General features: G+C 71.5%; 26 protein-coding genes. 15 read left to right on the forward strand and 11 right to left on the reverse strand.

Features of this window, described 5'->3' with window-relative positions:
- Positions 1-3: 3 nt before the first annotated feature.
- From ACH4XV_RS41180 to ACH4XV_RS41205, 6 genes are all read left to right on the forward strand, one after another.
- The gene (locus ACH4XV_RS41180; protein WP_395798507.1) at positions 4-972 is read left to right on the forward strand and encodes an ABC transporter permease; all 969 of its coding nucleotides are present in this window, start codon (positions 4-6) and stop codon (positions 970-972) included.
- Positions 969-1,916 carry an ABC transporter permease gene (locus ACH4XV_RS41185; protein WP_395798509.1) on the forward strand — a complete coding sequence of 316 codons (948 nt, stop codon included), beginning with the start codon at positions 969-971 and terminating at the stop codon, positions 1,914-1,916. Before ACH4XV_RS41180 ends, ACH4XV_RS41185 begins: the two co-directional genes overlap by 4 nt.
- Positions 1,916-2,962 carry an ABC transporter ATP-binding protein gene (locus ACH4XV_RS41190; protein WP_395798511.1) on the forward strand — a complete coding sequence of 349 codons (1,047 nt, stop codon included), beginning with the start codon at positions 1,916-1,918 and terminating at the stop codon, positions 2,960-2,962. Before ACH4XV_RS41185 ends, ACH4XV_RS41190 begins: the two co-directional genes overlap by 1 nt.
- Positions 2,959-3,987, forward strand: a complete 1,029-nt coding sequence (locus ACH4XV_RS41195; RefSeq protein WP_395798513.1) for an ABC transporter ATP-binding protein — start codon at positions 2,959-2,961, stop codon at positions 3,985-3,987. Before ACH4XV_RS41190 ends, ACH4XV_RS41195 begins: the two co-directional genes overlap by 4 nt.
- Positions 3,984-5,861 (forward strand): S9 family peptidase, encoded by a 1,878-nt coding sequence (locus tag ACH4XV_RS41200; RefSeq protein WP_395798515.1) that lies wholly within the window; start codon positions 3,984-3,986, stop codon positions 5,859-5,861. The genes ACH4XV_RS41195 and ACH4XV_RS41200 overlap by 4 nt, the downstream gene beginning before the upstream one ends.
- A 92-nt stretch (positions 5,862-5,953) precedes the next feature.
- Positions 5,954-7,105, forward strand: coding sequence for a glycerate kinase (locus ACH4XV_RS41205; protein WP_395798669.1), 1,152 nt, complete (start codon positions 5,954-5,956; stop codon positions 7,103-7,105).
- 14 nt (positions 7,106-7,119) lie between these two features.
- On the opposite strand, the gene ACH4XV_RS41210 is transcribed toward ACH4XV_RS41205, so the two are convergent.
- Complete coding sequence (locus ACH4XV_RS41210; protein ID WP_395798517.1) at positions 7,120-8,016, reverse strand: LysR family transcriptional regulator; 897 nt, start codon at positions 8,014-8,016, stop codon at positions 7,120-7,122.
- A 96-nt stretch (positions 8,017-8,112) separates the two neighbouring features.
- On the opposite strand from ACH4XV_RS41210, the gene ACH4XV_RS41215 reads away from it, so the two are divergent.
- The 5 genes from ACH4XV_RS41215 to ACH4XV_RS41235 all read left to right on the forward strand — a co-directional run bounded on the left by ACH4XV_RS41215 (position 8,113) and on the right by ACH4XV_RS41235 (position 15,798).
- Complete coding sequence (locus ACH4XV_RS41215) at positions 8,113-9,222, forward strand: LLM class flavin-dependent oxidoreductase (RefSeq protein ID WP_395798519.1); 1,110 nt, start codon at positions 8,113-8,115, stop codon at positions 9,220-9,222.
- Positions 9,223-9,310: 88 nt separating this feature from the next.
- Entirely contained in the window at positions 9,311-10,162 is an 852-nt protein-coding gene (locus ACH4XV_RS41220; protein ID WP_395798521.1) for a class I SAM-dependent methyltransferase, read from the forward strand.
- Positions 10,163-10,199: 37 nt separating this feature from the next.
- Complete coding sequence (locus ACH4XV_RS41225) at positions 10,200-10,997, forward strand: thymidylate synthase (RefSeq protein WP_395798523.1); 798 nt, start codon at positions 10,200-10,202, stop codon at positions 10,995-10,997.
- A gap of 122 nt (positions 10,998-11,119) precedes the next feature.
- The gene (locus ACH4XV_RS41230) at positions 11,120-12,703 is read left to right on the forward strand and encodes a PQQ-binding-like beta-propeller repeat protein (RefSeq protein ID WP_395798525.1); all 1,584 of its coding nucleotides are present in this window, start codon (positions 11,120-11,122) and stop codon (positions 12,701-12,703) included.
- 8 nt (positions 12,704-12,711) lie between these two features.
- A complete protein-coding gene (locus ACH4XV_RS41235) occupies positions 12,712-15,798 on the forward strand; it encodes an amidohydrolase family protein (protein ID WP_395798527.1) in 3,087 nt (1,028 codons plus the stop codon).
- An 18-nt stretch (positions 15,799-15,816) separates the two neighbouring features.
- Here the strand turns inward: ACH4XV_RS41235 and ACH4XV_RS41240 are convergent, their stop codons facing one another.
- Complete coding sequence (locus ACH4XV_RS41240; protein WP_395798529.1) at positions 15,817-16,041, reverse strand: hypothetical protein; 225 nt, start codon at positions 16,039-16,041, stop codon at positions 15,817-15,819.
- An 87-nt stretch (positions 16,042-16,128) separates the two neighbouring features.
- Complete coding sequence (locus ACH4XV_RS41245) at positions 16,129-17,580, reverse strand: MFS transporter (protein WP_395798531.1); 1,452 nt, start codon at positions 17,578-17,580, stop codon at positions 16,129-16,131.
- A gap of 216 nt (positions 17,581-17,796) precedes the next feature.
- Here ACH4XV_RS41245 and ACH4XV_RS41250 point away from each other — a divergent pair, with 216 nt between their 5' ends.
- Positions 17,797-18,432 (forward strand): TetR/AcrR family transcriptional regulator, encoded by a 636-nt coding sequence (locus ACH4XV_RS41250; RefSeq protein ID WP_395798533.1) that lies wholly within the window; start codon positions 17,797-17,799, stop codon positions 18,430-18,432.
- Between the two features lie 101 nt (positions 18,433-18,533).
- Here the strand turns inward: ACH4XV_RS41250 and ACH4XV_RS41255 are convergent, their stop codons facing one another.
- Both ACH4XV_RS41255 and ACH4XV_RS41260 read right to left on the reverse strand, forming a co-directional pair.
- Positions 18,534-20,039, reverse strand: a complete 1,506-nt coding sequence (locus ACH4XV_RS41255; protein ID WP_395798535.1) for a S1 family peptidase — start codon at positions 20,037-20,039, stop codon at positions 18,534-18,536.
- Between the two features lie 116 nt (positions 20,040-20,155).
- Entirely contained in the window at positions 20,156-21,115 is a 960-nt protein-coding gene (locus tag ACH4XV_RS41260; RefSeq protein ID WP_395798537.1) for a LysR family transcriptional regulator, read from the reverse strand.
- Positions 21,116-21,419: 304 nt separating this feature from the next.
- On the opposite strand from ACH4XV_RS41260, the gene ACH4XV_RS41265 reads away from it, so the two are divergent.
- Complete coding sequence (locus ACH4XV_RS41265; RefSeq protein ID WP_395798539.1) at positions 21,420-21,623, forward strand: hypothetical protein; 204 nt, start codon at positions 21,420-21,422, stop codon at positions 21,621-21,623.
- A gap of 97 nt (positions 21,624-21,720) precedes the next feature.
- Here ACH4XV_RS41265 and ACH4XV_RS41270 read toward each other — a convergent pair whose 3' ends face one another.
- The 3 genes from ACH4XV_RS41270 to ACH4XV_RS41280 all read right to left on the reverse strand — a co-directional run bounded on the left by ACH4XV_RS41270 (position 21,721) and on the right by ACH4XV_RS41280 (position 23,105).
- The gene (locus tag ACH4XV_RS41270) at positions 21,721-21,993 is read right to left on the reverse strand and encodes a hypothetical protein (protein ID WP_395798541.1); all 273 of its coding nucleotides are present in this window, start codon (positions 21,991-21,993) and stop codon (positions 21,721-21,723) included.
- A 350-nt stretch (positions 21,994-22,343) separates the two neighbouring features.
- Positions 22,344-22,523: a hypothetical protein gene (locus tag ACH4XV_RS41275; RefSeq protein WP_395798543.1), complete on the reverse strand. Its 180-nt coding sequence runs from the start codon at positions 22,521-22,523 to the stop codon at positions 22,344-22,346.
- A gap of 129 nt (positions 22,524-22,652) precedes the next feature.
- Positions 22,653-23,105, reverse strand: coding sequence for a winged helix-turn-helix transcriptional regulator (locus ACH4XV_RS41280; protein ID WP_395798545.1), 453 nt, complete (start codon positions 23,103-23,105; stop codon positions 22,653-22,655).
- A gap of 92 nt (positions 23,106-23,197) precedes the next feature.
- Between ACH4XV_RS41280 and ACH4XV_RS41285 the strand changes: the two genes are divergently transcribed.
- A complete protein-coding gene (locus ACH4XV_RS41285; RefSeq protein ID WP_395798547.1) occupies positions 23,198-23,791 on the forward strand; it encodes a dihydrofolate reductase family protein in 594 nt (197 codons plus the stop codon).
- Positions 23,788-24,282, forward strand: a complete 495-nt coding sequence (locus ACH4XV_RS41290) for a PPOX class F420-dependent oxidoreductase (protein WP_395798549.1) — start codon at positions 23,788-23,790, stop codon at positions 24,280-24,282. The genes ACH4XV_RS41285 and ACH4XV_RS41290 overlap by 4 nt, the downstream gene beginning before the upstream one ends.
- A 49-nt stretch (positions 24,283-24,331) precedes the next feature.
- Here the strand turns inward: ACH4XV_RS41290 and ACH4XV_RS41295 are convergent, their stop codons facing one another.
- The 3 genes from ACH4XV_RS41295 to ACH4XV_RS41305 all read right to left on the reverse strand — a co-directional run bounded on the left by ACH4XV_RS41295 (position 24,332) and on the right by ACH4XV_RS41305 (position 26,465).
- Complete coding sequence (locus ACH4XV_RS41295) at positions 24,332-24,655, reverse strand: putative quinol monooxygenase (RefSeq protein ID WP_395798551.1); 324 nt, start codon at positions 24,653-24,655, stop codon at positions 24,332-24,334.
- A 105-nt stretch (positions 24,656-24,760) separates the two neighbouring features.
- Complete coding sequence (locus ACH4XV_RS41300; RefSeq protein WP_395798553.1) at positions 24,761-25,183, reverse strand: GNAT family N-acetyltransferase; 423 nt, start codon at positions 25,181-25,183, stop codon at positions 24,761-24,763.
- An 88-nt stretch (positions 25,184-25,271) separates the two neighbouring features.
- Complete coding sequence (locus ACH4XV_RS41305) at positions 25,272-26,465, reverse strand: MFS transporter (protein ID WP_395798555.1); 1,194 nt, start codon at positions 26,463-26,465, stop codon at positions 25,272-25,274.
- Between the last annotated feature and the right edge of the window lie 179 nt (positions 26,466-26,644).

Below are 26,644 nucleotides of genomic sequence, written 5' to 3' on the forward strand. Positions count from 1 at the left end.
CCCATGCTGAGATACACCCTGCGCCGCCTGGCCTACTCGCTGCCCGTGCTGGTGATCGCCTCGTACATCCTGTTCTGGGCCGTGCGGGCGACCTTCGACCCGCTCGCCAAACTACGCCAGTCCACCGACCCGGGCGCCGTACGCCGCCAGACCGAACTGCTCGGGCTGGACCGCTCCGTGCCCGAGCAGTACCTGCTGTGGATGAAGGCCTTCGTCACCGGCGACTGGGGCACCAGCACCCGGACCAGCGGATCCGTCAAGCCGATGATCGGCTCCGCGCTCGAAGTCACCCTGCAACTGATGTTCTGGGGCGTGCTGTTCGCCGCCGTGATCGCCCTCGCCATCGGGATCTACTCGGCGGCGCGCCAGTACTCGGCCGGGGACTACGTGCTCACCGGGCTGTCCTACGTCGGCATCGCGATGCCCGCCTTCTGGCTCGGCCTGGTGCTCATCCAGGTCCTGGCGGTGTGGCCCAGGCAGCAGTTCGGCCTGAGCGAACCCCCGCTGTACTTCGTCGGACTGCACTCGGTCGGGGAGAGCGGGATCAACCTCGACTACTTCCGTCACCTGGCGCTTCCCGTGGTCACCCTGACCATCGGACTGGTCGCAAGTTGGTCGCGGTTCAGCCGCGCCTCGATGCTCGAAGCCCTCGGCAGCGACTACGTGCGCACCGCCCGGGCCAAGGGTGTTCCGCGCCGGCACATCCTGTTCCGGCACGCGCTGCGCAACGCGCTCGCGCCGTTCGTCACCGTCGTGGCCCTGGACGCGGCCGTCCTGGTCGGCGGCCTGGTCGTCACCGAACAGATCTACGCGATCCCCGGCATGGGCCGACTCTTCCTCAGCTCGATCCTGGCCGGCGACGTGTTCGTGCTGATTCCGTGGATGCTCGTGGTGGCCGTCGCCGTGATCGCCTTCAACCTGCTGGCGGACGTGGCCTACGCGCTCCTGGACCCGAGGGTGGCCCTGCGATGACCGACTCCGCCGCGGCCCGGATCGCCGCCTCCCAGGCAGCGACCGCCCCGACGCCGGCAGCGGGCGACCCCGCGCCGACCGTACCCGCCCGCACCGCGGACAAGCCCCGATACCGGATCGTCCTGGCCCGATTCCTGCGCCACCGCCTGGCCGTCGTCGGCCTGTTCATCCTGATCGCACTGGCGATCGTGTGCTTCGGCGCCGACTGGATCGCCCCCTACGGGCACAACCACCAGGACCTCCTGCTGGGCGCCCGACAGCCGTCCTCAGGCCACTGGCTGGGCACCGACTCGCTCGGTCGCGACTACCTCAGCGAACTGCTCTTCGCCGGGCAGGTCTCGCTGGCGATCGGCATCTGCGTCGCGCTGTTGTCCACCGTCGTCGGCACCGCCGTCGGCGCGATCGCCGGATTCGCCGGCGGGTGGGCCGACGAGGTGATCATGCGGGTGACCGACCTGTTCCTGATCGTGCCCGCCATCGCCGTGCTGGCCCTGGCACTCCAGGCGGTGGGACCCTCCCCGGCGACCATCGTCCTGGTCCTGTCCGCCCTCGGCTGGACCATGATCGCCCGGGTGGTGCGCGCGCAGGTACTCACCCTGCGCAACAAGGAGTTCATCCAGGCCGCCCGGGTGATCGGCGCCTCGAACGCGCGGATCGTGGTGCGCCACCTGCTGCCCAACCTCACCGGCGTGATCGCCGTCAACGTGTCCCTGGCCGTCGCCTCGGCCATCATCCTCGAATCCACCACCAGCTTCCTCGGGTTCGGCATCCAACCGCCCCAGTCCAGCTGGGGCAACATGCTCAGCCAGGCCGCCGGACTGATCGGCACCTCGCAGGCCTACCTGCTGTACGTACCGGGCCTGGCGATCCTGATCACCGTGCTCGCCGTCAACTTCGTCGGCGACGGCCTGCGCGACGCCTTCGACCCCCAAGGAAGGCAGTGATGAACACCCAAGCGCCTCCCGCGACGAGCGGCGACCCGGCCGCGCCGGCGGCCGGCGACACGCCCCCCGTGCTGTCCGTGCGCGACCTGACCGTCACCTACCGGACCGACTCCGGGCCGGTGGTCGCGGTCGAACGCCTGTCCTTCGACGTGGCCTCCGGGGAGACCCTGGGCATCGTCGGCGAGTCCGGCTCGGGCAAGAGCGCCGCCACCATGGCGATCATGGGCCTGCTCCCGCGCAACGCCCGCGCCGAGGGATCGGTACGCCTGCACGGCCGGGAACTGCTCGACCTCTCCGACCGGGAACTGCGCCCGATCCGCGGCAAGCAGATCGCCGTGGTCTTCCAGGACGCGCTCGCCGCGCTCAACCCGATGATGACCATCGGCGCACAGGTCGCCGAGGCCGTCCGCGTACACGACGCGAGCCGGGATCGCCAGGCCCTGCGCGAGCGCACCGTCGAGCTCCTCGACCTGGTCGGCATCGCCTCCCCGCGCGAGCGGGTGGACCGCTACCCGCACGAACTCTCCGGCGGCATGCGCCAACGCGTCATGATCGCGATGGCCATCGCCAACGAGCCCGCCCTGCTGATCGCCGACGAGCCGACCACGGCCCTGGACGTGACCGTGCAGGCCCAGGTCCTCGACGTGATCGAACGTGTCCAGGACCGCACCCACACCTCCGTCCTGCTGATTACCCACGACCTGGGGGTGGTCGCCGGCATCGCCGACCGGGTGATGGTCATGTACTGCGGCCGCAAACTCGAGGAAAGCCCGGTGGATCCGCTGTTCTACCACCCGGCCCACCCGTACACGACCGGCCTGCTCGGGTCGCTGCCGCGCATCGACCGGCGCGCCGAACGACTCGCGCAGATCCCCGGACGGCCGCCGCTGCCGAGCGAACGGCCCACCGGATGCCCGTTCCAGCCCCGCTGCGCGCACGCGGTGCCCTCGGTCTGCGGGGAGCCCGACGCGCCACTCCTGGCCGTCGACGCGACGCACACCACGGCCTGCGTGCGCCACCACGAGATCGGGAGCGTGAAGCGATGACCACGACCGCGGTGGACGTCACCGGACTGGTGGCCGAGTATCGCACCGGCCGCGGCCGCAACGCCGCCGTCGTACAGGCCGTCTCCGGCGTGGACTTCGCCATCCCGCGCGGGCGCACCCTGGGCCTGGTCGGCGAGACCGGCTGCGGCAAGAGCACCCTCGGTCGTTGCCTGGTGCGCCTGGTCACCCCCGCCGGCGGCCGGGTCCTGCTCGACGGCACCGACATCGCCACCGCGAACCGGAGAGCCCTGTCGGACCTGCGTCGCCGGGTGCAACTCGTCTTCCAGGACCCCTACTCCTCGCTCAACCCGCAGATGAGCGTGCAGGCCATCCTCGCCGAGCCGCTGCGGATCCACGGCCTGCACCCCGGGCACGAACGCGAACGGGTGCACGAACTCCTCGACCTGGTCGGCCTCGACCCCGCGCACGCCCACCGCTTCCCGCACCAGTTCTCCGGCGGGCAGCGCCAGCGCATCGGGATCGCCCGGGCCCTGGCCGTGGAACCCGACGTTCTGGTCCTGGACGAACCGGTGAGCGCACTGGACGTCAGCGTCCAGGCCGGAGTGGTGAACCTGTTGGAAGACCTCCAGGAACAGCTCGGGCTGACCTACCTGTTCATCGCCCATGATCTGTCCGTGGTCCGGCAGATCAGCGACGAGGTCGCGGTGATGTACCTCGGCCGGATCGTCGAACACGCGCCGGTGGACGCCCTGTTCGAGGCCGCGCGACACCCCTACACGCAGGCGCTGCTGTCCGCCGTGCCGATCCCGGACCCACGGATCCAGCGCACCCGCAAGCGCATCGTGTTGGAGGGCGACATACCCAGTCCGCTGGCCCCGCCCTCCGGTTGCCGGTTCCGCACCCGCTGTGGGAAGGCACAGGGGATATGTGCGGAGGTGACCCCGCCGCTCGCCGAGTCGGGCGACGGACACCGTACGGCGTGCCACTTCCCCGAAGTCCTCCCGGGCGCGGACCCCGCCGCGCCGCACTCGTACGCCGACACCCCCGAAAGGCCCGCCTCATGACCGTGTCCTGGCATCGTTTCTTCACCACCGACCGCGTCCTGTCCATGCGCCGGGGTAGGGGCGAGCGCGACCTGTGCCTGGTGGTCGAGGACACCGAGCAGGGGCAGACGCTCTCCCGCTGGGACGCCGAGCGAGGCATCGGCCTGCCGCTCGCGGGCGACTTCGGCGACCCGGGCGAGGCGGTGCTCGGCGCGGACGGCGAACGGGTACTCAGCCTGCACGACGACAACGGCTCCGAAGTCGGACACGTGTGGGCGACCTCCGTGGACGGGACCGACCGCCGCGACCTGACCCCCGACCTCGCGCCCTACGCCCTGCGCGGCATCGACACCGCCCGGCACGGCGACGACGTCGTGATCACCGCCGCGGCCCCCGACGGCTTCAGCCTCTGGCACCTGCACGACCGCGGTACCCCCGCGCCCCGGCGGCTGTTCACCTCCCCGCACGAGGCGTGGAACGGCCTGATCTCCGCCGATGGGCGGATCGCGAGCATCGACACCACCGACCACAACCCCGGCGTGCGCCGTTTCGCCGTCACCGTCGTGGCGACCGACACGGGAGCGGTGCTCGGCCGGCTCACCGACGGGCCCGAGGCACCCGTGCGGGCGGTACGGTTCTCCCCGGTCGCGGGCGACGGCCGCCTGCTCGTGTCGACCGAGCGCACCGGCTTCGCCCGCCCGTGTGTCTGGGACCCCGCCGACGGCCGCCGGACAGACGTGGACGCCCCGGACCTGCACGGCGACCTGGTCGCGCTGGACTGGTCCGACGACGGCACCCGGATCCTGCTCGCGCACGTCGACCGCGGCCTGCACCGGATCCTGGAATTCGACCTGCCCCGAAGGGAGTTGACCGCGATCGACCATCCGGACGGGGCGTACTTCGAGCCCGACGTCGCCGCGGCCCACCTGCACCAGTGGGCCTCGCACTACGCCGCCGACGGGCGCATCCGGCTGCTGCACCAGCGCTTCGACCAGCCCCTGACGGTCCGGTACGTGGACCGTGCGACAGGCGAGGTCGCCGCGGTCGATCCGGCCACGCCCCCGGTGCCGGGTGCGCGGGCCGACTCGGTCATCGTGTACTCCACCGACGGCACCCCCCTGCAACTGTGGGTGTGCCGGCCCCCGAATGCCGAGGGGCCGCTGCCGCTGGTGCTGAATCTGCACGGCGGTCCGAACCTCGTATCCGTCGACTCCTACAACCCGCAGGCGCAGGCGTGGGTCGCCTCGGGGGTGGCGTACGCGTCGTTGAACTACCGGGGATCCGTCACCTTCGGCCGCCGGTTCCGCGAAGGCTTCATCGGCTCCATCGGCGACCGCGAACTGGAGGACATCGAGTCTGCGGTGCGCCGACTGGTGGCCGACCGCGTCGCCGACGCCGACCGGGTCTTCGTCACCGGCGCCTCCTACGGCGGTTTCCTGTCGCTGCTGTCCGTCGGCCGGTCGCCGAAGCTGTTCGCGGGGGCGATGGCCTTCGTGCCGATGGCCGACTGGGTGGGTGCGTACGAGGACATGAACCCGGCGCTGCGCGCGGCCTGGAAGGCGTTCTTCGGCGCCGACCCCGGCCTCGACCCGGACCGCTTCCGCCACTCGTCGCCGATCACCTACGTCGCGTCGGTGCGCGCACCCGTGTGCATCGTGCAGGCCACCCACGACACCCGAACCCCGCCCAGGCAGGCGTACGGGTACGCGAAGGCCCTCCAGGACGCGGGCGGCGACGTACGGCTGGACTGGTTCAGCGGCGGCCACGAGACCAGCAGCCGTCGGCAGGAGGTGGACGACCAGCAGCAGCTGATGGACCTGGTACAGGCCGCCCTGCGCGGCGAGCCCTGGTCGCGGGGACCCGTCGAGCCGCCGACCGGGCGCCACCTCGGATGACGGGGACCCGCTTCGTGCCGCGAACGCGTGACCCGGACGGCGGCACCGACGCCGCGCCGGGCGCGCGGGCGCTCGGGGCGCGGGTGCCCCATGTGGTGCTCGCCCCGGACAAGTTCAAGGGCTCGCTCGGCGCGGCCGAGGTGGCCCGGCATCTCGCGGCCGGTTTGCGCCGGGCTCGCCCCGGCCTGTCGGTGGCCGAACTGCCCGTCGCGGACGGCGGCGAGGGCACGGTGGACGCGCTGGTCCGGCGCGGATTCCGGCGCCGGGTCGTCACCGTCGGCGGGCCTACCGGCCGGCCCGTCCGCGCCGCCTTCGCCCAACGCGGCTCCACGGCCGTGGTGGAACTCGCCCAGAGCTGCGGCCTGTCGCTGCTGCCCGACCACGTCCCGGCGCCGCTCACCGCGAGCAGCCGGGGAGCGGGCGAGGTGGTGCGGGCCGCGCTGGACGCCGGCGCGCGCACCGTCGTGCTGGGCCTGGGCGGCAGCGCCTGTACCGATGGGGGAGCGGGCCTGCTCGGCGCCTTGGGGGCCCGGTTCACCGCCGCCGACGGGCGGGCGATACCCGACGGCGGCGCGGGCCTGCTCGGCCTGGCCGGCGCCGACCTGTCGGGCCTGGACGCGCGGTTGGCGGCCACCGAGTTCGTGGTGGCCGGCGACGTGGACGCGCCCCTGCTCGGGCCCGGCGGGGCCGCCGCCCTGTACGGCCCGCAGAAGGGCGCCGGCCCCGAGGACGTCGCCGTACTGGAGGCCGGTCTCGGCCGACTGCTCGACGTCCTGACGGCGACCGTGGGTGCGCGTGCCGCGCGGATGGCGGCGCTGCCCGGCTCGGGAGCCGCCGGCGGCGCGGGCTTCGGGGCGCTGGTCGGCCTGGGCGCGCGGCGCCGCCCGGGCGTCGACCTGGTCCTGGACGCGGTGGGGCTCGACCGGGAACTGCGCGCCGCGACCCTGGTCGTCACCGGCGAGGGCGCGATGGACGCACAAACCCTCCAGGGCAAGGCCCCACTCGGCGTCGCCCGCCGTGCCTGCCTCGCCCGCGTGCCGGTCGTCGCCGTGTGCGGGCGGCTGAGCCTGACCCGCGAACAGGTCGTCGCGGCGGGGTTCCTGGCCGGCTACAGCCTCGGCAGCCTCGAACCCGACCCGACCCGCTCGATCGCCGAGGCCGCCTCGCTGCTGCGCGCGATGGGGCAGGTGATCGCCCGCGAACACCTGCCCGACCCGCGGGCGGCGGCGACGGGCGCGGGGTAGGCGGTCCGATGCGATCACCCGGATCGGGTGATCGTGGCGGCAACCCGCACGGCGATCTCGATGGCCCGTGTCGCGAGGGGGGAGTGGGTGCGACCGGCCTGCCAGAGCAGGAAGATCTCGCGGGCCGGGAGCGCGGGTCGCAGTTCGTGCAGGCACAGCGTGTCGTCGGCGCGGACGTCGCCGCCGTGCACGACGAGTCGGGGGAGGATCGCCGAGCCCATGCCGGCGCGCACCATCGACAGCACACTTTCGTTGCCCGCGGTACGGAAGACGATCTGCGGCCGGACGCCGCGGCGGGCGAGTTCCCGTTCCATCCGGGCCTGGTCGCAGATCGGCGGGTGCGCCACCATCGGCGCGCCGTCGAGGTGGGCCGGGCGTACCGGGCCGTCGGGGAAGGTGCCGCGGCGGGCCACGAGCACGTAGGGATCGTCGAGCAGTTTGAGGTGTTCGACGTCGCGGTCGCCGCGGCCGTCGAAGAACATCAGGTCGAGGTCGCGCAGTTGCGGCGTGTCGGCCTCCTCCTCGAACAGCCTGATGTCGCAGCCGGGGTGCTCGTCCCGCAGCGTGCGGACGATGGGCGGCAGGATCACGTTGGACACGCTCTGGAACGTGCCGATGTCGACCCGTCCGTCGCCGGCCTTGAAGCGGTCCACGGCTGCCGTCATCGCCCGAGCCTGCGCGAGCAGTGCGCGGGCGTGTTCCAGGACCACCGCGCCGAGCGGGGTGAGCCGCACGGCCTTCGGCCCGCCGGGCCGGTCGAACACGGCGCCCCCGACGACCTTCTCCAGGGCCGCGATCTGCTGACTCACCGTCGACTGGGTGTATCCGAGCCGCACGGCCGCCCGCCCGAACGAGCCCTCGTCGGCCACGGCGGCCATCGCGGCGAGATGCCGCAACTCCATGTCACGCATGGGCCTCACCCTAGCCGGTGAACATCGCCGGAAACGATCGATTCGATCGAAAACCATCGCTTCTCGCGATGGAATCACCGGTCTAGCGTGGCCCACATGAGCGATCACGACACCCCTCGGATCACCCACGGCGACAAGCCGATCGGGGCCCCTGACGCCGAGACCGGCGCGGACCGCGCCACCCCCGCCGACCCGGCGACCCCGATCGTCGCGCGCCGGCCCCGCGCCGCCTCTCCCGCCGCCGCGCGGATGGGCACCGGGCCGTACGACTCCCGGTGTACCGTCGCTCGGCCCGCGACCCGCCGGCCGCGAGCTGCCCGGTCCGCCGCAGGACGTGTGTCCGGCGACCACCCCGACCCCGCCCCCGCGGACCCCGGGCGGCCGGCCGTGCCCGGGCTGCGCTCGGCGTTGTGGTTGCCGCTGTTCGACGAACTGGCCGAACCGGCGGTGGTCGCCGGCCTCGCCGCCGACGCCGAGGCGGCCGGTTGGCACGGCCTGTTCGTCTGGGACCACCTGAGCCGGCGGTCGCCGATCCGCGACGTGGCCGACCCGTGGATCACGCTGACCGCGATCGCCGCCGCCACCGACACCCTTCGGTTCGGCCCCATGGTCACCCCGCTCGCCCGCCGCCGGCCGACCAAGGTGGCCAGGGAAACCGCGACGCTCGACCGGCTCGGCGGCGGCCGTCTCACCCTCGGCGTCGGTCTCGGCAGCGACCGCTTCGCCGACGAACTTCGCGCCACCGGTGACGAAACCGACCCGGTACGGCGCGGGCAGATGCTCGACGAGTCGCTGGAGATCCTCACCGCCGCGTGGTCCGGCGACCCGGTGCGGTACCACGGCCGGCACTACACCGTCGACGACATGACCTTCCTGCCCCGACCGGTGCAGCGGCCCGGCGTGCCGGTGTGGGCGGCCGGATTCCCCGGCAACACCAAACCGGTGCGCCGCGCCGCCCGGTACGACGGCTTCTTCCCGATCAATCTCGACCACCCGGACCGACTCGCCGACATCGTCGCCACCCTCACCGACCTCCGCCCGCCGAGCACGACCCCGTACGACATCGCCGTAGCCCTCCCGCCCGGCACCGACCCGACCCCCTACGCCGACGCGGGCGCCACGTGGTGGCTGGCGGAGTTCGCGCCGGACACCGTGTCGGTGGACCAGGTGCGAGGCGTACTCCACGACGGCCCGATACGGCCCTGAGGCACCGCCTCCCACGTGCCGACGAACACATCGACGCCCGTAACGACGGACACATCGAAACCCGTAACGAAAGAAACCGGTGACAACCATGCCCGACCGGAACCGCCCCACCCAGGCGGCGCCCGACACCCGGCCGCCCACCGGTGCGCATCCGACCGGCGACACCAACCTCTTCGACTACGACGCCGAGCTGCGCCCGCACAACGACCACCTCCGCGCCGCCGCCCGCATCGGCCCCCGCGACCACGTCCTCGACATCGGCTGCGGCACGGGCCAGACCACGCGCGAGGCCGCCCGCGCCGCCGTCGCCGGCAGCGCGCTGGGCGTCGACGTCTGTGCCCGCATGCTCGACCGGGCCCGTCGGCTCGGCCACGACCAGGGACTGACCAACATCACCTACGAACAGGCCGACGCCCAGACCCACCGCTTCCCCCCGGCACACTTCGACACCTGCATCAGCAGATTCGGCACCATGTTTTTCGCCGACCCGGTCGCCGCCTTCACCAACATCGGCCGCGCCCTGCGCCCGGCCGCACGGCTGGTACTGCTGGTCTGGCAGGACCGCGACCACAACGAATGGGCCACCGCCATCCGCCGAACCCTCCCCGACACGACGCCCGCACCCGCCCCGCCCACCGGCGGCCCGGACGCCTTCTCCCTCGCCGACCCGGCCGTCACCGAACGTATCCTGACGGCCGCGGGCTTCACCGACGTCACCTTCACGGACGTACACGAACCCGTCTACTACGGCCCCGACAGCGCCACCGCCTTCGAGGCCGTCCGCCGCCTGAAGGAATTCGACGACCGCCTCGCCGGCCTCGACCCCACCACCGCGGAGCAGGCCCGCACCCGCCTACGCGCCACCCTGTCCGCCCACGACACCGGCACCGGCGTGTACTTCGACTCCCACGCCTGGCTCGTCACCGCCCACCGCCCCTGACATCGCGCCGCGCGGACGACCCATAGACTCGACGGCTGTGTCAGACACCCAGTACGAAGACCTGTTGCGCCTGGTGCTCGACTCCGGGACGGCCAAAGCCGACCGGACGGGCACCGGCACCCGAAGTGTGTTCGGGCACCAACTGCGCTACGACCTCTCGCGGGGATTCCCGCTGGTCACGACCAAGAAGGTGCACCTCAAGTCGATCGTGTACGAACTCCTGTGGTTCCTGCGCGGCGACTCGAACGTCGGCTGGCTCCGGGAGCACGGCGTCACCATCTGGGACGAATGGGCCGACGCGAACGGCGACCTCGGACCCGTCTACGGCGTCCAGTGGCGCACCTGGCCCACGCCGGACGGCCGGCACATCGACCAGATCGCCGAGGTGCTCGACACCCTGCGCCGGGACCCCGACTCCCGCCGGATGATCGTCTCCGCCTGGAACGTCGGCGAGCTGGCGAACATGGCCCTCGCGCCGTGCCACGCCTTCTTCCAGTTCCACGTCGCCGACGGCCGGCTCTCCTGCCAGCTGTACCAGCGCAGCGCGGACCTGTTTCTCGGCGTCCCGTTCAACATCGCGAGCTACGCCCTGCTCACCCACATGGTGGCGCAGCAGGTCGACCTCGAACCGGGCGACTTCATCTGGACCGGCGGCGACTGCCACATCTACGACAACCACGTCGAGCAGGTGACCGAGCAGCTCTCCCGCACCCCGTTCGAGTTCCCCACACTGCGTCTGCGTCGAGCCGAGTCCCTGTTCGACTACACCTACGCCGACGTGGAGGTGGTCGACTACCGCCACCACCCGGCCATCAAGGCCCCGGTCGCGATCTGACCGCGCCGCGCCATAGCGCGGACCCCATCTCCCTTTCGGCATGGTTCACACGATGTCGGATGACGGAAACCTGAGGCGACTCGTGACTGGTGACTCGCCAGTGCCTCAGGACGGGAGTGGACGTGCCTGTGTTCAAGGGGAGAGGGCGCATCGCAGCGATGGTCGCCGTCGCGGCGCTGTTGTTGTCGGGCACCGGGGCCGCCGACGGCGCCGAGGAATCGTACGGTCGTCCGGGCGACTGGCCGACCTGGCAGGGGGATCGCACCGGTTCCCGGCACAACGCGGCGGAGTGGCGGATCAATGCGCACACCGCGGGCAAGCTGAACCCGAAGTGGGCGTTCGCCTATTCCAAGACGGGCTTCCCGGCGAAGAGCCAGCCCGCCGTGGTCGACGGTTCGATCTACTTCGGCAGTCCCGATGGGAAGTTCCATGCCCTGAACGCCAAGTCCGGTGCCACGGAGTGGAGTTTCGACCTCAATACGGTCGACCCGAACGGCGTGGTCATCGACGGCCCGACGGTCGCGCGGGGCAAGGTCTTCTTCGGCGACAACCGGGGCTTCCTGTACGCACTGGACCGCAGGACCGGGCGGGTCGCCTGGGCCGAGAACACCGAACCGCACGCGGCCGGAATGCACACCAGTTCGCCCGTCTACCACAACGGCCGCATCTACGTCGGTGCGTCCAGTGGCGAGAACATCAACCCGGATCGCACCTATCCGTGCTGCACCTTCCGGGGCCACATCGACGCCTTCGACGCGGACACCGGCGAACTCGCCTGGCGCCACTACACGGTGCCCGAACCCCAGGCGGTGGGCACCTGGCCCAGCGGGGCGACCCGCTTCGAGCCGTCCGGCGCGGGTGTGTGGAGTTCGCCGATCATCGATCCGCGTACCGACACCCTGTACGTCGGCACCGGCCAGCTCTACTCCGGCACCACCGGCGATTTCGACTCGCTGCTCGCGCTCGACGCGCGCTCGGGCGCGGTGCGTTGGAAGCAGCAGGTGACCAAGGCCGACACCTGGCGACTGTTGTGCGGTTTCCCGGACAACGACGGGTACTGCCCGGGGCAACGCGACGGCACCGCACTGGACTTCGACATCGGCGCGACCCCGAACCTGTTCAGGGTCAACGGGCGCACCATGGTCGGCGTCGGCCAGAAGAGCGGCGTCTACCACGCGTTCGACGCGCGCACCGGCGAGGTCAAATGGCGCCGGCAACTGTCCGTGCCGATGCCCGGGGGCGGGCTCTCCGGGCTCCAGTGGGGGAGCAGCTACGACGGCAAGTCCCTGTACATGGCCACCTATCGGGCCAATCCCGGCACACTGTTCGCGTTGAACCCGGCCAACGGCGACGTGCGGTGGCAGACGCCCAATCCGGCCGACGGCTGCACCACGGGCGGCGCCGCGAAGTTCCCCAACGTGTGCGGGCTCGCGCACACCCCGGCCGTCAGCAGCACCCACGGGCTCGTGTACGAGGGCAGCAACGACGGCAAGATGCGGATCTACGACGCTCGTGACGGCAAGGTCCTGTGGACCTTCGACACCATTCGCGACTTCGCCGGGGTCAACGGCCTCACCGGATTCGGCAGCGCGATCTCGGGCAACGGCGGCGCGGTGATCGCCGACGGCATGTTGTACGTCCAGTCCGGTTACTACCCCGGCTATCCGAGCGAGCACGGCACCGTGCTGCTCGCCTTCGGGTTGTGAGCCGCGCCATGCGGCGTCGACGCCTCCCCGGCGCGGCGCGGGTGTGCGCCCTGGCACTCGTGTTGATCGCCGCCACCACCACCGCGGCGGCCGGGAGGTCGCAGGGGAGCGATCCGGCGGCCGATACGACCGAGGTCACGGTCACCGAGGGCACCAACCTCGCCGTGGCGGCCGCCCCCGGAAACGGTCCGCTCGTCTTCGATCTCCAGGGGCAACTGTTCTCGCTGCCCCGCGAGGGCGGCACCGCGACGCCGATCGCCGACAAGCCGCTCGACCCGTTCCGGCCCGCGATGTCGCCGGACGGCCGCCGCGTGGCGGTGCAGTCCTTCGCCGACGGCATGTTCCACATCCGGACCGTCGAGGTCGACGGCCACGACTCGCGGCAGCTCACCTTCGGCGACCACGACGACCTGCATCCCGCGTGGTCCCCGGACGGCACCCGGATCGCGTTCGCGTCCGACCGCGCCGGCGGGCAGGACATCTGGACCGTGGACACGCGCGGCGGCGAACCGCGCCGGGTCACCACCACGCCGACCCAGGAGAGCCAGCCCACGTGGTCGCCGGACGGTCGCGCGATCGCCTACGTCCAGGGCAACACGGTGGAGAGCGTCGACCTGGGGACCGGGACCGTACGCACCGTGGTCCCGGCCGCCGGCGCGTCGTTCCTCACCGCGCCGTCCTGGTCCCCGGACGGGCGCCGGATCGCGTTCGTGCGGGGCGACCGCTCCGGCGGCACATTGTCGGTCGCCGAGATCGAGACGGGAGCGATCCGCCGAGTGGGCGGGTACGACGACGTGTTCCCCTTCCCGGCGCAGTGGTTGTCCGCCGACGAACTCGCGTACGGCGCCAACGGCCGGCTCGCGGTCTCGCGCCTCGGCACCGGGACGGACGGGACCACGACCGCCGGCGCCGGGGCCGACCGCACCGTGCCGTTCTCCGCGACCTTCCGGCTGAAGCGGCCCCACTACCCGCCCAAGAAGCACGACTTCGACTCCCGCGCGCCGCGCACCGTGCGCGGCATCGTCGGCCCGGCGTTGTCCCCCGACGGCCGCTCGGTGGTGTTCAAGGCGCTCAACGACCTGTGGCTGCTGCCCATCGGCGGCCGGCCCCGACGGTTGACCCGGGACGCGTTCTACGAGGTCGACCCGGCCTGGTCGCGGGACGGGACCCGCATCGCCTACGCGTCCGACAAGGCCGGCACCGAGGACCTGTACGTCCTCGACCTCGCCGACGGTCGGGAAAGCCGGGTCACCAGCCTGCCCGGCACCGAGTTCGCCCCCGCCTGGTCCCCCGACGGCCACACCCTGGCCTTCCAGGACGAGGTCTACCGCACCCTGACCGTGGACACGACCACCGGCGCGGTCACCCCCGTGCTCGGCCCGGCCCTGCCGAACGTGCCCGGTCGCCCGAGCTGGTCGGCGGACGGCAGGACCCTGGCGCTGACCGTCAACGACGCCGAACGCAACCGGATCATGCTCGCCGACGTCGCGTCGGGCACCACCCGCATCGTCGACCCCGCCCCGCTCGGCTCGATCACCACCCGAGGCGACGACGGCCCGGTCTGGTCCCCGGACGGGCGCCGACTCGCCTTCACCATGGACGGCGCGATCCACGTGCTGCCGGTCGACCCGGCGGGCAATCCCACGGGTCCGGCCCGCCGCGTCACCCGGGACGGCGGCGACGCGCCGAGCTGGAGCGGCGACTCGCAAACGCTGCTGTACCTGCACAACGGCACACTGCGCACCACGACCCTGGAGTCCGGCACCGCCGCCCCGGCGGATGCCGCCGTGGCCGAGGGGCGAACCCGCGACATCCCCGTGCAACTCACCTACACCCGCGATCGGCCCGATACCCGCATGGTGATCCACGCCGGCCGGCTCTGGGACGGCCGCAGCCCGGACGTGCGCACCGACGTCGACATCGTGGTGGTGGGCAACCGGATCCGCGCCGTCGAACCCCATCGTGCGCATCGCTCCGGCAAGGACTGGCGGTTCGTCGACGCGAGCACACTCACCGTCACCCCCGGCCTCACCGACATGCACAACCATCAGGAGATGCGCTCGAAGTCCTTCGGCGACCGCCAGGGCCGGCTGCTGCTGTCCTACGGCATCACCACCACCCGCTCGACCGGCGACCCGGCCTACCGCGCGCTGGAGGACCGCGAGTCGCTGGACTCCGGCGCCCGGCTCGGACCGAGGTTCTTCGCGACCGGCGAGATGCTCGAAGGCACCCGATTCAACTGGGAGTTCGCGCGCCCGGTGCGCGACGAACGGCAACTGGACCTGGAACTGTCCCGGGTGCGGGCGCTCGACTACGACCTGGTCAAGACCTACGAACGGTTCCGGGTGGACTGGCAGGCCCGGGTCACCGGGCAGGCACACCGCCTGGGCATCCCGACCACCTCGCACTACCTGTATCCCGCCGTCGGCATCGGTGTGGACATGAAGGAGCACCTGGCCGCACCATCCAAGTGGGGGTTCGCGTTCGCCCGCGAATCCTCCCTCGGCAACGCCTACGAGGACGTCTTCAAGCTGGAGGCGGCCGGTGGGATGCCGGTCAGCTCCACGCTGTTCAGCTCAGGTTCGCTGCTCGCCGACGACCCGGGCATCGAGCAGGATCCGCGCGTGCGGGCGCTGTACCCCGCGCAGGAGCGCCGGGCGTTGCACGCCAAGGTGTTGTGCGCGCTGGGGCAGGGCCCGTGCGGTTTCCTGGACGGGACACCGGAGCAGGCGCGCCGCGACGTCGGTGTGGCCAAGCGGCTGATCGCCGCCGGCGGCACGGTACTTGCCGGCACCGACGCGCCGCTCGACTCCACCGCCGTCGCGCTGCATCTGAACCTGCGGGCCATGGTCACGTACGGCATGACCCCGTTCCAGGCCCTCCAGAGCGCGACCCTGCTGCCCGCGCGACAGCTCGGCGTGGCCGACGATCTGGGCAGCGTCGAACCTGGCAAGCTCGCCGATCTCGTGATCACCGGAGGTGACCCCTCCCACGACATCGCCGCCTTGGCGGACGTCCGCATGGTGGTGAAGAACGGCGAAGCGCACACCCCCGAGGACCTGATCCGCCCCTTCGCGGAACCGGCCCGCCCGTGATCCGACGCCGCGTTCCGCTCAGACCGGCTGGATGGCGAACAGGGCAAGGTGCCCGCAGTGCGGGCAGCGGAACGCGTCGATCTGCCAGCGCTGCTTGCCCATTCGCTTCACTCCCCCGAATGCCCCCCGCTCGATGAATCCCGAGATCCACAGGGCATGTCCGGGCGAGTATTGACCGTTGTCCTCGATGAACCCGGGCTCCAATCCAACGTGTTCACAGTAGGTACAGCGCATGTTCTCCATCGCCCGATGATGGCACGGCGAACGAACCTGCCCTTGTGGAAAGCGGGTTCGTGTTTTCGACCCGGCTCCGGGGCCGGGAGTCGTGTATCAGTCCCGAAGCCGGCGGCGGAACAGGGGGAGCGCCGCGGCGAACGCGGCGGCGGCGCACAGGGCCGCCGCCGCGAACGCCGTCGCGATGCCGTGCGTCAGGACGTGTTCGGGGCTGCCGTTCGAGGACGCGTCGCGCGTCGCGGCACCGAACACCGTCACCCACACGGCGAGGCCGAGTGTGCCGCCGATCCACTGCATGGTCTGGAGCAGACCCGACGCGGCCCCGGACTCGCGCGGGTCGATGCCGGACATCCCGTAGGTGCTCATCGTCGGCATCGCCGCGCCGATCCCGATGCCGATCGCCAACAGCGGCCCCAGAACACCGCCGACATAGGTGTCGTGCTCGTCGAGTCGCCCGAGCCACGCCAACCCCATGGCCACCAGCGCCAAGCCGAGCACCGCCGGCCATGCCGTGCCGACTCGGCGCACCAGTGCCGGGGACAGGCGCGCGACGGTGAACTGGGCGACCATCAGGGGCAGGAAGGCCAGGCCCGCCCGGACCGGGCCGAAGCCGCGCACGTCCTGGAAGTACTGCGCCAGCAGGAACAACACGCTGAACATCGCGGCCCCCGCCGCCGTGATCGCGGGCAGTACGCGCGCCAGCGTGCCACGGGTGGCCAGGCGCAGCGGGGTGAGTGGTTCGGCGGCACGCTTTTCGACCCACAAGAACACGATCAACAACACGGCGCCGGCGATCAGCGACCCGATCGTGCGGGCGTCGCGCCACTCGTGCGCGGCGGCGCGGATGAACGCGTGGACCAGGGCGCCCATTCCGGCCGTCGCGGTCAGCGCGCCCGCGACGTCGAACCGTCGTGGCCGATCGGTCCGGGCCCGCGCGGGCTCGGTGATCAACCGCGCCGCGAGCCCGATCATCAGCGCGCCCAGGGGCACATTGATCAGGAACACCCAGCGCCACGAGGCGAGATCGGTGACCACCCCGCCCAGGACGAGCCCGACGGAGGCGCCGCCGCCCAGGACGGCGGAGTACCAGGAGATGGCTCGGGCGCGAGCATGGCCGTCGAACGTGCTGACGATCAGGGCCATGGTGCTCGGAGCCGCGAGCGCGCCGCCGAGGCCCTGGAGGACGCGCGCGGTGATCAGCCACCAGGCCCACGGGGCGCAGCCGGCGAGCAGGGAGGCGCCGGTGAACACGGTCGCGCCGGCGAGGAAGACGCGTTTGCGACCGAATACGTCGCCGAGCCGTCCGGCGAGCAGCAGGGAGCCGCCGAAGGCCAGGGTGTAGGCGTTGAGCACCCACGACACGGACGTGCGCGACATGTCGAGGGCGTCGCCCATGCGCGGTAGCGCGAGGTTGACCACCGTGACGTCGATGCCGATCAGCAGCATGAATCCGGTGACGACGGCCAGTACGAGTCCGGATCGTGGCGCGGGCGGCGCGGATGCGTGGGGCGGTTGCCCGGTGGCGGGCGCGGTGGCGGATGTGGACATGGTGAATCCCCCGAAGTGTGATCGTGGTCGCGGATGCGGGCGTGGCAACGGGCATGGCATGCCGATGCGCGAGTGTGGGGTGACGGCGCGCACGAGCGCGCAGCGCCGTATTAGAGACGTTGACGTCTCTAGTGACACGACGAGATTAGGAGACTCTTTGGTCTCTTACAAGTCTTCGGCGATAATCGGTGCACGACTTGAGAGAGGTGATCCGCCTTGGCCTCCGCTCCCGACCGCCCGGGTACGCACGAGCCGCCCGGCCACGACGCCACGCCCGTGCGGCGGCGTGGCCGGGCGCTCGAACAGGCCATCTACCAGGCGGTGTTCGACCAGCTGCTGGAGGTCGGCTACGCGGGCCTGACCATGGACGGCGTGGCGGCGGCGGCCGGGACCGGCAAGGCGCCGCTGTACCGCCGGTGGTCGGACAAGCAGGCGCTGCTGTCCGACGCCCTCCGCGACCGGCTCCCGGACGCCGACGACGTCGAGCTCGTCGGGGACCTGCGCCGCGACCTGCTGGCGGTGCTGCGGTTCATGTTCAGCGCCTGTACGGTGACCGGCGATCCGGCGCTGCAACTGGCCAAGGCGGAGGCCGACGCCACCCACGACGTGGTCCGCACTCGGGTATCCGCGCCGGCCCGACGCATGATGCTCGACGTGCTCCGGGCCGGCGAGGCCCGCGGCGATGTGCGGCCGGGCGCGGCGACCCCGCTGATCGCCCGGGTCGGCATCGCGGTCGTCGTGTACCAGAACCTCACGGGCCGGGACGGCCTCGACGACGCGTTCATCGAACAGGTCGTCGACGAGGTCCTTCTCCCGCTGGTCCGCAATCCCGACGGCCCGGCGCCGGGGTAGGCGCGGCAACGGGTGCGGACGTCCCGGGGGACGTCCGCACCCGTTCGGTGCCGAATCGTTGTGGGTTCGTTCGGCGCTGTCAGGTTGGGGTCAGGCCTGGGTCAGGGCTTGCTCACCCCCAGGGTGTAGCTGCCCGAGCCGCTGTAGGCGAGCACGATGTAGCGGTAGCGGCCGGCGGTTCCGTTGTAGGAGATCGTCTCGTCCGCTTCCGGAGTGGTGCCTTCGGCCACCGCGTTCCAGGTGGAGCCGTTCCACTTCTGGAGGGTGAGGTCGAAGTCCGCGCCGGCCGGTCCGGTCAGGCAACCGGTGTGCGTGCCGGACGTCGTGGTCTCGTAGTACGAGTTGTCGGGCTGGATGGCCTGGGCGCCCGAGGCGAGGGTGCCGGTGTAGGTGTTCTGCGCCCCGGCGCAGCCCGTCGGCGGGTTGCCGCCGCCCGTGGCCAGGGTCAGACCATAGGTCTGGAGGATCTCGTTGACCGGCTGGTGGTAGGTCTCGCCGCCGGACGAGCAGTTGCCGGACCCGCCCGAGGTGACCCCCTGGGCCTGGCTGCCGGAGATGAACGACCCACCGGAGTCGCCCGGTTCGGCGCATACGTTGGTGCGGGTGAGGCCGGTGACCGTGCCCTGCGGGTAGGTCACGGACGTGTTGTGCTGTTGGATCGTGCCGCAGTGCCAACCGGTCGTGGAGCCGGAGCGGCAGATGGAGGATCCGGCCGGCGACTCGGTGGATCCGGCCACCGGCACCGTGCCGGGATAGCGGTTGACCAGCGCGCGCGGGGTCCAGTTGGCGTTCGTGGCCACCCACGCGTAGTCGTTGCCGGGGAAGGACGACCCCTGGAACGTACCCTGCGCCGCGCCGTTGCCGGTGGTCGTGGAACCGGCTCGGCCGCAGTGTCCGGCGGTGACGAAGCCGCCCTGGGTGCCGCGGGTGATCGGGAATCCGATGGAGCAGCGCGTGTTGCCGTTGATGTTGTACGCGTCGCCGCCGCGCAGATCGGCCAGCACGCGTGGTTGTACGGCGGAGGGCAGGATCTCGACCGCGGCGGCCTTGACTCCGCTGTCCGCAACGAACGCGCGGGTGCGGGCGGGGTCGTGGGACTGGAGCACGACCTTGTTGGTCGCGACGTCGACGTACCACAGCGGTGTGTCGGCAGGGGCCCGACGCTGTGCGGAGCGGTCGAGTGCCTCACGAACCCGATCGAGGTCGGCGAGCGAGTGCGGGACCACCCGTGCGGTGGCGCCGTTGGCCTCGATGACCCGCACGTCGCGTCGGTCTGTGGTGGCGATCACGAACTGCGCGGTGTCGCCGCTCAGCCAGGCTCCGGCCCAGTGCGCGCCGAGGCGTTGGCGCAGGAGCGGCTCCTGGACGGCGGCTCGATATTCGTTCGCCAGGCGGGATTTGGCGACATTCGGGGTGAGGCCGAGGTCGCGTTGGAGGGCCTCGACGATGCCTTCGGGGGCGGCGGGGGCGGGCCCGACGGGGACGACGAGGGCGTCGTCGCCGGAGGAGGGGGGAGTGGGGTCGGAGGTGGCGGTCGCGGTGCCGCCGAGGGACAGGACAGTGAGCAGGGCGGCACAGGACGCGGCCGCGACATGCTTGAGACGCATGGGGACTCCTGTCGAGGGGGACGACAGAAACGTATCTGCGAGATGTGGGCCGAGGTACCTGTCAGTCGACCCCTAACACCGTGATATGGACGGGCTGTTGCGCTGGTGGTCCGGGGTCAGTTCGCCGTTCCGTAGCCTTCGTGATCGGCGAGCCAGTCGGCATAGTCCGGGGCCTCGCGGACCGCCGCCGCGTGTGCGGCGCGGGCCTGTTCGGTCACCAGGGACGCGGTGCGCGCGGCGGGGGCGTGCGGATGCCAGCCGATCAGGTGTCGCCACGAGAGCGGTGTGCCGGCCAGCGCGACCCGTGCGATACCGGGCATCGGTGGCATCGTCGCCCGACACAGGCCGACGGCGCGGCCGACCTGGCTGAGGTACACGCAGGCGGCCACGTCCGTTTCGTAGACCGCCCGCGGGGTGAAGCCCGCCCGCGCGCACGCGGTGAAGAAGCAGTCCTCGAAGCACCCTTCGCCGGGAACGGCGGCCCAGCTGTCGTCGGCGAACGCGGCGAGATCCACCTCCCGTTCGCCGGCGAGCCGGTGGTCGTGGGCGAGCATCAGGAAGACCGGATCCGTGCCCACCTCGCGCCACGCCAGCCCACCGCCGTACGCCGGGCGGCTCTCGCCGCACGCGCCGAGCAGCACGTAGTCCAGTCGCCCGGTTGCCACCATGGCGGTCAACTCCCGGTTGGACCACGACATGTGTGTGGTCACCGTGTCGGCGCGATGTTCCTCGGCGAGCCGGTCGACCAGACCGCCGAACAGCGGTCCGTGCGTGCCGCCGAGGCGAAATCTGGGTGTCACTCCCACCCGATTGGCAAACCGTACGGCCTCCTCCTGGAGTTCCCGGGCAGCGGGTAACAACATTCGGGCCCGGTCCAGCACCAGTTCGCCGAGCGGAGTCAAGGTGACCCCCTCGCGGCCGCGCTCGAACAGCGCGCCGCCCAAGGCCTTTTCGATCCGTTTGAGTTGCGTACTCAGTGCCGGCTGAGCCAGACCCAGCACGGCGGACGCGCGGGTCAGACTGCCCGCATCCGCGATGGCCCGAATGGTGCGCAGATGGCGTAGTTCCATGTCCATGCCCGGCAAGGTACGGCCGACCGGCGACGGCGAACAAGATGCCGCCCGGTCGGCCGCGCCCAGGTCACCAACCGCGTTTGCGGCCTTCGATGTTCATGCGCGGGGTCGCGCCGATAGGCCCGGTCCGATGACGGATGGCCGGATCCAGGTGCATGCGAGGTACTTTCCAATGGTGCGTCCTCCGGGCATCCCGTCGATTGTCCTCCGCCGGCGTTGGGCCGGAACTTCCATGCATGGGAGCGGAGTTACCGGGTAGCCAAGGAACGCAGACCCGCGCTTCCGGTTACGCGAAGACAGGACACCCATGTCGACTCCCTTGATTCTCGGGCGCCGCGCGGAACTTCCCACCGAGCAGCATCGGTCGCGGTTGCCCGAACACCACTACGACCCGATCGCGTGCGTCAACGTCGTCGCCGACGGCAGACTCCTCATCGACGCTGCGGCTCCCCGCCTGATCGCCCAGTACACCCGAACCCAGGAGCCCTCCGGCCTCAAGCAGGACGACTGAGCCGAGCACCCCACGCCCCGCCATACCCGCGCGCCGGACCGAGTTCCGGGCGGGGGCGGCGGGGCGTTTCACTGTGCGGTGGTGTGTCCGTGCGCGGTCAGGTGAGGGTGATCAGGTCGAGGTAGGTGTCGCTCCACAGATCCTCGTCCCCGTCGGGGAGCAGCAGGACGCCGTCGGGGCACAGGGTGTCGATGGCGGACGGGTCGTGGGTGACCATCACTATCGCCCCCGGGTAGGTGCCGACCGCGGCCAGGACCTCGGTGCGGGACGCGGGGTCGAGGTGGTTGGTCGGCTCGTCCAGGAGGAGGGTGCCCTCGGCGCCCGCGAACAAGGATGCGGGCCGGTTCGACGCGGCGGCGCTGTCCGCCAAAGAGTGCGCCGATCGGCTCGCCCAATACCCGTTCGGGCAGGCCGAGTCCGGTCGCCACCCGGGCGGTCTCGGCCGCGGCGGCATAGCCCCCATCGGCCTGGAAGGCGGCCTCGGCACGGTCGTAGGCGCGCATCGCCCGCTCCAGCGGGGCGGTCCGTCGGCATCGGCCATCGCGACCTCGGCCCCGCCCAGGGTGCGCAGCGCCCGGTCGAGGCCGCGGGCGCGGAAGTGAGTCCTTCGCTAGGAAATTCGGGGCGTATACATGTCACCGCCGTAGCCGACGCCGCGGGACTGCCCCGGCCATCAACCCGAAGGCTCGGGCAGACACCGCACCGTCGTGGACGTTCGTCTCAACCCGCCTGCACCGAGGGATGCGCCGCCGGCGGGGCTATCGGTGCCGTGATCGGCGCGGATCGGTCGTACTCCGTGGCCGGGTACACCTGCGTCGCGCTCGCCGACGTCGCGCCGATGAGGACGAGCAAGGGAGTGGCGGCCAGGGCGAGCGCGCAGGCGATGCGGGGTGACTTCACGAGTGATCGACCCTTCGAGATGACGGACCGGGCGCGTGGTCGCGATTCCGATGCGTCAACAGTGCCGGCCTTTGCCATGGCGGCGTAACCCGCGAAAGTTGGTGATGGTGATCCGAAGGGTGCGGGTCCCTACCCGGCTGCGCCCGGGCCCGGTAGGGGGTCGATGTCGGTTGCGTGCATGGGGTTGCCGCAGTGGGCGCAGCGCAGTTCGGCGGTGCTGATTTCGCCGCACGTGCGGTGGCGGTACAGCACCGGTGGGCCCGCTTCGCCCGCGAGCCATTTGTCGCCCCAGCCGGTCATGACCATGAGCAGGTCGACCAACTCGGTGCCCTTCTCGGTCAGAACGTACTCGTAGCGCGGTCGCCGGTCGTAGGGGCGCCGCTCCAGTACACCGTGTTCGACCAGGTGGTTCAGCCGCTCCGTCAGGACCTTGCGGGAGATCCCGAGGTCGGCCTGAAGCTGCTCGAAGCGGGTGAGCCCCACCCATACGTCGCGCAGCACCAGCGGCGACCAGGGCTCGCCGATGACATCGAGGGTTCGGGCGATCGAGCACGCCATTTTGCTGAAGTCCGTCCGCTGCATGAGAGCAGTCTAGCAATCGGGGTTCCCTGAAGGAACTTGAGCTGCTACGGTTTCAACGTCTCCTCAAGGAACTCCAGACAAGGATGCCGAAGATGAGCAAGGTCATCAGCAGCCACGCGGTGTCGGTCGACGGCTACATCACCGGTCGCGAGCCCGGCCCGGGGCGCGGACTCGGTGCCGGCACGATGCTCTTCGACTGGTACTTCGACGGCGACACGCCCAGCCGGGTGTTCGACGGCTTCCGGCAGAGCGAGCCGAGCGCGCGGGTCTTCGACGCCCTCGCCGGGCGGATCGGCGCGGTCGTGGCCGGGCGCAACACCTACGAGGACTCCGACCACTTCGGCGGCGGCAGCCCCCACCCGACGGCCCGGGTGTTCGTCCTCAGCCACCGCCCGGCGCCGGAGATCACCGAGCGGCAGACCCTGATCGGCACCGGCATCGCGGACGCGATCGCCGCGGCCCGCGAGGCCGCCGGCGACAAGGACGTCGCGCTCATGGGCGGCGGGGTCCTGGCCGAGGGGTTGGCGGTGGGGCTCGTCGACGAGGTGATCCTCCATCAGGTGCCGGTCCTGCTCGGCCGAGGCCGCCCGTTCTTCCGGGAGTTGCCCGAACACGTGCGCCTGCGCCTGGTCGACGCCGTCCCGGCGCCCGGCGTCACCCACCTTCACTACGCGGTGGAGCGATGACTCCCGCCGCCGCCCCGATCGCACCGCTCGCGGACCACGAGCGCGAACACAACCACGAGCACGAGCCCAAGAAGCCCAACCGGAACCGACCCGAGGAGACCACCGCCATGCTCGACCCCGAAGTGCGCCGCGTACTCGACGGAACCCCGATCGCCCACCTCGCCACCGTCCTCCCGGACGGCGCGCCGCACTCCGTCCCCGTGTGGATCGGTACGCACGGCGATCACATCGTGATTCTGACCGGCCCGGACAGCCGCAAGGCCCGCAACCTGCGCCGCGACCCCCGAGTCGCGCTGTCCCTGACGCCGGAGGACGACCCGTTCCGCCCGATCGCCATCCGCGGTCGGGTCGTCGAATGGCTCGACGGCGACGCGGGCTGGGCGGTGGTCGACCGCGTGGCCGCCAAGTACATCGGCCGGCCGTACTCGCGAGACCGGCAGCGCGTCGTCGCGATCATCGAGCCGGAGCGGCAGGCGGTAGGGATGTCGTGACCGGCAACGGCGGCGACGGAGGGCCGTTCGGTGCCGGCCCGTCGTCGTCTCAGCCCCGTCCGCCGCGCTCCTCGTACGGGCTGTGCATCGTGAGGTAGCGGATCTCCAAGTCCTGCTCCAGGTAGTCCATCCGGTGCTCCCAGAAATCCTGAAGATGGGGCAGGGCCAGGTGGGCGTCCAGATCCTCGCGGCTGCGCCATGCCTCGTAGAAGACGAACACGCCCGGCGCGTCGAGGTCTTCGTGAAAGTGGTACTCCAGGCAACCGGACTCACGCCGGGTCGGCTCGACGAACGACAGCAACAGTCGCCGCAACTCCTCCGCACGCTCCGGCTTGGGCCTGGCGGTACCGACCAGGGTGAATGGCTGTCCCATGGGGTCCCCTCCTCAAAGGTAAGACATATCTCGTACCTTGAAGACGTTAGCGATCATGAAGGTACGATGCAAGCCATACCTCCGAGAAGGGTGCGGGCGCCCGCGCTACGGCCCCGTGGGCAGGTGGATCAGTCCGGCGTCGGTGCTGCGGAAGCCGCAGGCGTCGAAGTAGAAGTGGCGCAACTCCGGTTCGAAGTCGACGTGCAGCCACTCGCAGCCCGCCGCGCGTGCCTGCTCCGCCGCCAGGCGGACGACGGCTGTTCCGATGCCGCGATGCTGGTATGAGCCCCGGGTCTTGGTGTCGATCAGGAACGCGTGGTCCTCGCCGTCCCAGGCGACGTTCACGAAGCCGACCAGGAGTCCCGCGCCGTCACGGGCGCTCACCCAGCCGAGGCTGTGCGGCGCGATCCGGCTCCACCAGCCGGCAACGGCGTTGCCGCCGTGTGATCGGACGAGGTCGACCATCTCGTCGTCGGTGATGGGATCGCGCCAGGCGTAGGAGATCGTTTCGCTGATCGGTTCGCTCATCCCGACAGCATCGCCATCCCGAGCTTTGGCGCAACCGTTTTCGATCCACGCCACGGCGACGGTCGGCACGATGCGGTCGTTGGCCGGCTCAGTGCTCGACGGCGTCCACCGGGGCCGGTGCCTTCGGTGTGGCCGTTACGCGGCGGGGGTCGGCGGCCATGCGCACCGAGAGCACCACCAGGATGCAGGCCACCAGGCCGATGCCGGCCGCGAGCGCGGTCAGGCCGCCGCCGCCCAGCGGGCCCACGCTCGCCCCGCCGAGGGCGCCGCCGAGTGATACGCCCAGGTACTGCGCGGAGGCGTTCAGCGAGATGACCACCGGTGCGTTCGTCGGGTCGAGTGAGATCAGCCGGTGCTGCTGGGACACCACGATCTGCCAGCCGGTCATGCCCCACAACACCAGTACGGCCAGGGCCGCGGGGTACGCGTGCCGGGCGGCGATGGTCAGCGCCAGCGCCGTGGTGATTCCGGTCACGGCCAGCACCGCGGTGCGGTCGGCGCCGAAGCGGTCCACCGTGTGGCCGGCGAGCGTGGTGCCGAGCACCGCGCCGAAGCCGAATACGAGCAACGCCCAAGCCAGCGGGCCGCCGTGGTGGGCGCCGGCCGGGGCGAGCACGTCGCCCAGGTAGGGGTAGGCCGTGAAGGCCGCGAGGAAGGCGACGAAGGTGACGGATTGGATCAGCAGCACCCGGCCGTCGGTCAACGGACGCAGCCGGTCGCGCAGTCCGGGCACGGGTCCGGCCGGAATCGGGCCCAGGCTGATCGCCATGCCGAGCATCGCCACCGCGCCGAGCCCGACGATCACCCACATGGTGCTGTGCCAGCCCTGTGCCCCGCCCAGCCAGGTACCGAACGGCGCGCCCAGTACCAGGGACGCGCTGTTGCCGCCGGAGAGCACCGCCAGCGCGCGGGCCCGCCGCTCCGGCGCCACCAGCGCCGCCGCGCCGGCGGCCGCGTTCGGCAGGAACATCGCCGCGCCGGCCGCGGCCAGGAGTCGACTGCCCAGCGCGACACCGTAGTTCGGTGCCAGCGCGGTGACCACGTTGCCCGCCGTGAACAGCGCCATCGCGGTCAGCAGCACCCGGCGGCGGGGCCAACGTCCGGTCGCCGCCGCGAGTACCGGGGCCAGGATCGCGTAACCGAGCGCGAACACGGTGACGAGCTGACCGGCGGCGCCGGTGGAGACATCGAGGTCGTCGCCGATGTCACCGAGGATGCCGGCGAAGACGAACCCGTCCATGCCGATGGCGAACGAGCCCAGGGCCAGTACGAGGAGCCGCATGGAACCACCTTCGGGAGACAGCTTTGATTGTTTGACGAGAATCAAACCGAAGCAGATACAATGATGGTTGTCAAACAATCAAACGTTCCCGGGCGACGGAGCCGTGGCGGCCTCGGGCGGGAGCGCCGGACGGGGCGCCGGCAGGCGTCGCGGAGCGCCGTAGGATCGACGCGGGAGGT

Source organism: Embleya sp. NPDC020630 (genome assembly GCF_044334985.1).
GTDB lineage: Bacteria > Actinomycetota > Actinomycetes > Streptomycetales > Streptomycetaceae > Embleya.